The organism is Sphingomonas sp. GC_Shp_3, from assembly GCF_026540945.1.
In the GTDB taxonomy this organism is placed as follows: domain Bacteria; phylum Pseudomonadota; class Alphaproteobacteria; order Sphingomonadales; family Sphingomonadaceae; genus Sphingomonas.
Genome location: NZ_JALNUT010000022.1, coordinates 1 through 6,586 on the forward strand (window position 1 = coordinate 1; position 6,586 = coordinate 6,586).

Below are 6,586 nucleotides of genomic sequence, written 5' to 3' on the forward strand. Positions count from 1 at the left end.
CAAGCGCCGTGCGGCTCGGATAGAACAGGTGGCGGTAGCACTGCTGGATGGCGATCGCGATGTCAGACTCGGACCGGCGCGCCAGTTCGATGACCTGTGCCTTCTGGTAGTCGGCCAGCTCCCCCAGACGATCGGGACGCTTGAGCTCCTGCAATGCGAGATGGCGCGATACCGTCGCGGTCAGGTGTGGTACATGGAGATCGTCAGCGACGAGGAACACGAGATTGTTGCGCAGCTGGCGGAGCCCGCCGCCATCCTGCCCTTTGCGCTAATAGCAGGTGGCGATCAGCTCCGGCACCTCGTAGGCGACGTGGCCGATGTTCAGTGCTTGGTGGTAGATGAGCGCTAGCCGGAGCTTGCCCTCGCCGATCTCGTCGGGAACGTCGAACGCGCCTGCGGGGAAGGGGATGGACTCGAACTAGTCGTTACCGTCGAAGATGTCCTTGATGCGGCTGTCCGCCTCTACGCGCAGTGCGTCGGCTTCGACGTTACGCTCCTCGCGGGCGATGATGTGTGTGATATTGGCCTCGGCGTTGAAGCGCAGCGGCGCGCTGGGATGGTCGTCGAGATAGGCCGAGCCCGGGATGAACGCGGCCTTGGCGTCCGACACGAAGCTGAGGTCGGCATCGGGCGACAGCACCGAGTACCGCAGGTGCGCCGGCGTCAGGCCGCGGCGCTCGTTGTTGTATGCCATCGTGTGGACGAAGACAGTCCCCGCGACATAGCTGGCGTACGGGAGTAGACCGCCGAACCTGTCGGCATCGATACCCGCCGCGAGCGCTGCACGACCGGCCTTGCCGTCGATGTCGTTGAGGATCGCGGAATTGTACTGGCTCTGGTTGAGGCGGGTGGTGAACTCCCGGCGGATACTGGTCAGTCGCTGACATGGCAGGGCTGCAGCAACAGAGGAGCAAACCGTGAAGCGGCAATAGCACGGAAGCGGACGGTCCACGTTCCACGACAATCCGCCTTTCGAGTCGTTCGTTAAGGTGGCGAGACGAAAATGAACAAGTGTCTGATTTTGGGAAGCCGCCATTCGCACCTGAATGTCCAGAATTGGGTCCCCTCATTCTTCGCCTGCGCGCACGTGCGCAGCCATTCCTGCAGCCAAGGCTCGAACACAATCGCCATGCGATGGGTCGACCGCAGGTCTTCGTGGGAGACGGTCCATACGGGCAGGTAGGCGGTGAACGTGTTGCGCAGCACCGGTGTGAGTGCGGGGGCGCGCTTCGCGATCGACTCCTGCATCACGCCAATGGCGAGGAAGTGCCATGTTCATGGCGTGTGAGCAGGCATGACCATTGTTTCAGTGAGCAAAAACGTCTTATCGCTTCAAGTGATCGCAGAAATCGGTTCAATTCGTTGGAAGAACTTATGCGCCCCACTAATGTGGGGCATTACATAAGAGGAGTGAGAAGATGGCTGACAAAGATCCCAGCGAACGCTGCCCGATGGGCCGAAAAAGCGGCGGTGCGGGCACCGTCCGCTCGCTGCTCGGCCGTACCAACAAGGATTGGTGGCCCGAAGCTCTGCCGGTCGAAATTCTGCACCAGCATGGCGTTTCGCCCGACCCCATGGGCGAAGATTATGATTATGCCGAGGCGTTCCAAACGCTCGACTACAGCGCGTTGAAAGCCGATCTCACCGCGCTGATGACCGACAGCAAGGCGTGGTGGCCAGCGGATTACGGTCACTATGGGCCGTTCATGATCCGCATGGCCTGGCATGCCGCCGGCACTTATCGGGTCACCGATGGCCGTGGTGGCGCTGCGTCGGGCCAGCAGCGCTTTGAACCGCTGAACAGCTGGCCGGACAACGGCAATCTTGATAAGGCGCGGCGCCTGCTGTGGCCGATCAAGCAGAAGTACGGGAAACACATCAGCTGGGCGGATCTGTTCATCCTCGCCGGCAACGTTGCCATCGAGAGCATGGGCGGTCCGACCTTCGGTTTCGCCGGCGGGCGCAAGGACGTCTACCAATCAGAAGGCGATACTTACTGGGGTGCCGAAGAGCAGTGGATCGGACACGCGGAGCACAAGACGCGTATCCGCCCAGACGAGCAGCTGGACCTGGAGGGGCCACTTGCCGCCGACTCAATGGGCCTGATTTATGTCAACCCGGAAGGTCCGGGCGGCAACCCGGACCCACTCGGTTCGGCTCGCGACATGCGGGCGACGTTCTCGCGAATGGCGATGAATTCGGAGGAAACGGTCGCGCTCACCGCCGGGGGCCATGCCTTCGGCAAGGCGCATGGCGCGAAACCTGCGGAAAACTTCGGCAAGGAGCCCGCATCGGAAGCGGTGCACATGCAGGGGCTCGGCTGGCTTACCGACAGCGAGGAGATCGGCAAAGGCCACATCACCACCTCGGGGATCGAAGGCGCATGGTCGAACAATCCGACCAAATGGACCGGCGATTATTTCCGTCTGCTCTTCAAGTACGAATATGAGCTGACGCACAGCGCGGCGGGTGCACATCAGTGGACGCCAGTTGATCCTGAATGGGAGGATATGGCTCCCGACGCGCGCGACCCTGACAAGCGCGTACCGACGATCATGACGTCGGCGGACATGGCGCTGAAGATGGATCCCGAGTTTCGCGCGATCTCCGAGCGCTTCCGTGACGATCAGGCGGCTCTCGACGATGCGTTCGCGCGCGCCTGGTTCAAGCTGACCCACCGCGACATGGGCCCGAAGGTTCGTTACCTTGGGCCGGAAGTGCCGGAGGAAACGCTGATCTGGCAGGATCCGGTGCCGCAAGGAACAGCTCCGAGCGATGCCGATGTCGCGACGTTCGCAGAGAAGGTGCTGAGCTCGGGCCTGAGCGTCGGTCAACTCGTCAAGACTGCCTGGGCTTCCGCCTCTACCTACCGCAAATCCGACCATCGCGGCGGTGCGAACGGTGCGCGTATTGCGTTGGAGCCGCAGAAGACCTGGGCGATCAACGAGCCGGCGGAGCTGGCGACGGTGCTTGCCAAGCTTAATGAACTGCGCGGTGCCATATCGCTTGCCGACGCCATTGTCCTGGCGGGTTCGGTGGCGATCGAGAAGGCGGCTAAGGATGCCGGCTTTGAGGCGAAGGTGCCGTTCACCGGCGGTCGCGGCGATGCCACCCAGGAATGGACTGATGTAGAGAGTTTCGCATGGATGGAGCCGCAGGCCGATGGCTTCCGGAACTATCTACGGACGCGTCAGACCGTGAAGACCGAGGAGTTGCTTCTCGACAAGGCATCTCTGCTCGGTCTGTCCGGGCCTGAGATGACGGTGCTGCTCGGAGGCCTTCGCGTGCTGGGCGCCAATCACGGCGACAAGCCGGAGGGCGTCCTGACCGATCGCAAGGGACAGCTCACCAACGACTTCTTCGTCAATCTGCTGGACAACGAAACCTTCTGGGAGCTCGTTGATCCATCCAGCGACGAGGAGTTCATCGGGCATGATCGTGCCGGCAAGCACCAGAAGTGGCGCGCTACGCGTACGGACCTGGTATTCGGCTCTAACTCACAGCTTCGCGCGACGGCTGAAGTTTATGCTGAGAATGGAAACGAGGAGAAGTTCGTCCAAGACTTTATCAAGGCTTGGGTGAAGGTCATGAACGCGGACCGTTTTGACATAACTGCCAAGCCGGTTACCTCGAACATCGCAACCTGACCGCAGTTTAACTTTGGGAAAGAGGGCGGTCGCGAGAGCGACCGCCCTCTTTTCTTTTCAGACCGGTGAACACACCGGCCGCGGGGATATTACCGGCAGCAATAGCAACCGAGATGCCGTCGAATCGAAACATGAATGGATGGCAGATTTGGAGAGGCGGGCGGGCCCGGCCCAACGTCGCCTATTGGGTCTGCTCAGACCTCGGTGCGTTCGGCCAGTTTCAAACCGTCCTCCACGTCAACGCCTAGGTAGCGCACCGTGCTGTCGATCTTGGCATGGCCGAGAAGGATCTGAACGGCGCGGAGGTTGCCAGCCGCCTTGTAGATGATCGATGCTCTCGTCCGCCGAAGCAAGTGCGTCCCGTAATCCTGAGCCGGGAGGCCGATGCCGACCACCCACTCGTTTACGAGGCGGGCATTTGTCGCGTGCTCATGTGGGCCATGTAGTCATTTCGGCCCGAGAAGACGCATCGTCGGCACGGGCGCTTGCCGCCTCGCCGGGGAGAGAAGGCGAGCCGCTAACGCGTCGAATCTAGGCAGCGCGCGGGCGTCGAACAATCGGGCGCGGGGTTCATGCGGTTGAGCATCGCTCATCGCCGCGTGTGCACCGTCAGGTCCGGATTGTTCCACGCTGTAGCGCAATCACAGGCTGCCGCCGTCCATCAGCTCATGCTCCTGCAAGGTAAGTGAGGTCAGCGGGACGGGTAGCCCCTTGTCGCTGGTCGGCCCGTCAAACGTCGCGGCGCGCCGCCCGCCCCGTCGATCGCAGGCACGATCATCAAGCTGATTTCATCAACCAACCCGGCACGCAGCAAGGCGCCATTGATGCGCCCCCGCCTTCGAAGAGGAAATGTTCGATCCCCAGCTCCTCGCGAAGCGCACGCATCGCCCGGTCGAGGTCGTCTTCGCCGGCGAACAGGTAGCCGACGCCGTCGGCCCGGAGCCCGGCGAGGTGCGCGTCCGTCACCTGATCGGTGGGAGCACAACGATCGGATCGCCACCGACGTCGCTGAGACCCCAGGCGATCTTGCCGTGGGCGTCCGCGACGATCGCATAGGCCGTCGCATGGCGTCGCGACAGCCATGTCTTGCGGAGCACGCTCGCGCCCGTCTCGCCCGGGTATGTGTCGCGCTTGGCGAACTCCTGGCCGGTGATGCGGCCGACCATCCAGGAAATGCCACCGAGCCGTTCGTGGAGCTTGTCGTAGAGCCCATGATTATGGGCATCAACGGATGACCAACGTTTGGGCAGGATGCGTCCGTCGATGCTGCTCGCGATGTGACAGGTGATCTGGGGCCGCATCTTCTCGCTTTGCTGTCAAGAATACGGGCGATCAACGCTCCACTCGGGCGAACGCCGCGCTTAAATCCTCGAACAACATGCAACGGAACACTGAACCGGGTTCATGGAAGCGGCTCCGTGGCTCGGCGTTTCGCTGGAGACTTTCGAGAGAATCGACCCCGATCCCAGCTAGGAGACTGCCCATGATCAATCCCTTCAACTCGCTGTCTGGCAAGGTGGCGTTCGTCACCGGAGCCGCCGGCGGCATCGGTCGCGCGACCGCGCTGGCGTTTGCCGAAGCCGGCGCAAGCGTCGCCGTCGTCGACCTGTCGGAAGAGGAGACCAGCAAGGTAGCTGGCGAGATCAAGGCCGCGGGTGGCAAGGCGCTGGCCGTTGCTTGCGACGTGTCGAAGAGCGCCAACGTCGAAGCGGCGCTTGCGAAGACGGTTGAGGCGTTCGGCGGGCTCGACGTCGCCTTCAACAACGCCGGCATCGAGCAGGACCAGAGCAAGCTCGCCGACCTCGACGAGGCGGATTTGGCCGGCTGACGGCGATTGACCTCAAGGGCGTGGTCCTATGCATGAAGCGCCAGATCCCGCTCATGAAGCAGCGCGGTGGCGGCGCGATCGTCAACCCCTCGTCCGGCGCCGGCGTCGTCGGCATCGCCGACGGCGGCCAGACCGCGGGTCTGGGCGGGTGAGCGGCCACCTTGCGATAGCGCCGGGCGCATGGCCGTGATCACGGGCGCGGCGAGCGGCATCGGCCTCGCCGTCGTGACCCGATTGGCCGAAGCTGGGATGCGGGTCGTGCTGGCCGACCTGCCCGGTGCCGTGTTCGAAGACCCGCGTTCGCATGCCGCCGCAGAGGGCGGAGATATCCACGCGATCACGGCCTCCGCTGTCCAGGATCCAGTGCAATTCAGAGGTTTGGCTTGTTGTCTGAAACCTGCCGCGCGGCAGATGAATCAAAGTCTGGTTCCGGAGAGCGGCGGGAGGAGCGCGAACGTCTGAGCCTGGGTCGTCGCGACGCAGGGGCGGGGATGGGCAGCAAAGCCCGGTCACCGCCAAAGACCGGCCCTTCCGCAGTCGCCCAGAAGCAGACCTTTCGCGCGCCGCTTGTCGATTGTGTATGCTCAACCCTGGTCTATACTGCCGCCCATCAGATGAACTCACTGGCGGGCGCTAGTACGCGGTTAGAGGGGACAAACCATGGGCATTGTAACGATTGAGTACTCCCAAACGTACATGGGCAATTACATTCAACCCGCCACGACCGGAGGACGCGAGGTACATTTGACCGTCACCTATGACGAGAATGCCCCAGCCAAGCTGCATGTCAATGGGGGCGAGAGTCCCGATTTCGATGCTTTCCACGTGACGTCGGTAACGGGAACGTACTCGATCACAGACGAAAATGGGATTGTTAGAGCAGATCAGATTACCACGCCAGATCATCAAAATGATATCATAACAGCACGCGGGTTTTTCACCAATCTCCACTTCGATATCAGCCCGAGCGACACGTATGATGGTTCAGGGCATGATAGTCTCTCGGGCATAAACTATGCCAAGCATGGGTTGGAAGTGCAGTATTCTGAAACTAACTCAACATATAATGGGCCAGGAAACGAGTTTGTACATCTTACCGTCGTATGCTTTG

The 6,586-nt window shown here is 61.9% G+C and carries 9 protein-coding genes and 1 pseudogene; 5 read left to right on the forward strand and 5 right to left on the reverse strand.

The genetic code is table 11. The features are described from left to right. Together OXR00_RS19470 and OXR00_RS19475 are read right to left on the reverse strand one after the other, a co-directional pair. On the reverse strand, positions 1–220 hold a 220-nt coding region (locus tag OXR00_RS19470), incomplete at its 3' end, for a hypothetical protein (RefSeq protein WP_242154887.1). A gap of 198 nt (positions 221–418) precedes the next feature. Continuing rightward, positions 419–952 (reverse strand): hypothetical protein, encoded by a 534-nt coding sequence (locus OXR00_RS19475; protein ID WP_267389891.1) that lies wholly within the window; start codon positions 950–952, stop codon positions 419–421. Positions 953–1,451: 499 nt separating this feature from the next. Between OXR00_RS19475 and katG the strand changes: the two genes are divergently transcribed. Beyond that, positions 1,452–3,647, forward strand: coding sequence for a catalase/peroxidase HPI (katG, locus tag OXR00_RS19480; RefSeq protein ID WP_267389898.1), 2,196 nt, complete (start codon positions 1,452–1,454; stop codon positions 3,645–3,647). Positions 3,648–3,841: 194 nt separating this feature from the next. On the opposite strand, the pseudogene OXR00_RS19485 reads toward katG, so the two are convergent. From OXR00_RS19485 to OXR00_RS19495, 3 genes and pseudogenes are all read right to left on the reverse strand, one after another. Further along, positions 3,842–4,083 (reverse strand): annotated as a pseudogene (locus OXR00_RS19485) (tyrosine-type recombinase/integrase); the annotation flags it as partial. Between the two features lie 341 nt (positions 4,084–4,424). Further along, positions 4,425–4,613 carry a hypothetical protein gene (locus OXR00_RS19490; RefSeq protein ID WP_267389892.1) on the reverse strand — a complete coding sequence of 63 codons (189 nt, stop codon included), beginning with the start codon at positions 4,611–4,613 and terminating at the stop codon, positions 4,425–4,427. Continuing rightward, positions 4,610–4,948: a hypothetical protein gene (locus OXR00_RS19495; protein WP_267389893.1), complete on the reverse strand. Its 339-nt coding sequence runs from the start codon at positions 4,946–4,948 to the stop codon at positions 4,610–4,612. Before OXR00_RS19495 ends, OXR00_RS19490 begins: the two co-directional genes overlap by 4 nt. Before the next feature lie 182 nt (positions 4,949–5,130). Between OXR00_RS19495 and OXR00_RS19500 the strand changes: the two genes are divergently transcribed. The 4 genes from OXR00_RS19500 to OXR00_RS19515 form a co-directional block, all read left to right on the forward strand. Next, positions 5,131–5,475, forward strand: coding sequence for an SDR family NAD(P)-dependent oxidoreductase (locus OXR00_RS19500; protein WP_267389894.1), 345 nt, complete (start codon positions 5,131–5,133; stop codon positions 5,473–5,475). 32 nt (positions 5,476–5,507) lie between these two features. After that, complete coding sequence (locus OXR00_RS19505; protein WP_267389895.1) at positions 5,508–5,627, forward strand: hypothetical protein; 120 nt, start codon at positions 5,508–5,510, stop codon at positions 5,625–5,627. A 28-nt stretch (positions 5,628–5,655) separates the two neighbouring features. Beyond that, positions 5,656–5,937 carry an SDR family NAD(P)-dependent oxidoreductase gene (locus OXR00_RS19510; protein WP_267389896.1) on the forward strand — a complete coding sequence of 94 codons (282 nt, stop codon included), beginning with the start codon at positions 5,656–5,658 and terminating at the stop codon, positions 5,935–5,937. Between the two features lie 198 nt (positions 5,938–6,135). After that, a partial coding sequence (locus tag OXR00_RS19515) for a hypothetical protein (RefSeq protein WP_267389897.1) occupies positions 6,136–6,586 on the forward strand: 451 nt, incomplete at its 3' end.

Excerpts from the sequence above, each read along its gene's own strand:
- OXR00_RS19495 (WP_267389893.1), bottom strand. The coding sequence starts at position 4,948 with ATGCGGCCCCAGATCACCTGTCACATCGCGAGCAGCATCGACGGACGC.
- OXR00_RS19505 (WP_267389895.1), top strand. The coding sequence starts at position 5,508 with ATGAAGCGCCAGATCCCGCTCATGAAGCAGCGCGGTGGCGGCGCGATC.
- OXR00_RS19500 (WP_267389894.1), top strand. The coding sequence starts at position 5,131 with ATGATCAATCCCTTCAACTCGCTGTCTGGCAAGGTGGCGTTCGTCACC.
- OXR00_RS19510 (WP_267389896.1), top strand. The coding sequence starts at position 5,656 with ATGGCCGTGATCACGGGCGCGGCGAGCGGCATCGGCCTCGCCGTCGTG.
- katG (WP_267389898.1), top strand. The coding sequence starts at position 1,452 with ATGGGCCGAAAAAGCGGCGGTGCGGGCACCGTCCGCTCGCTGCTCGGC.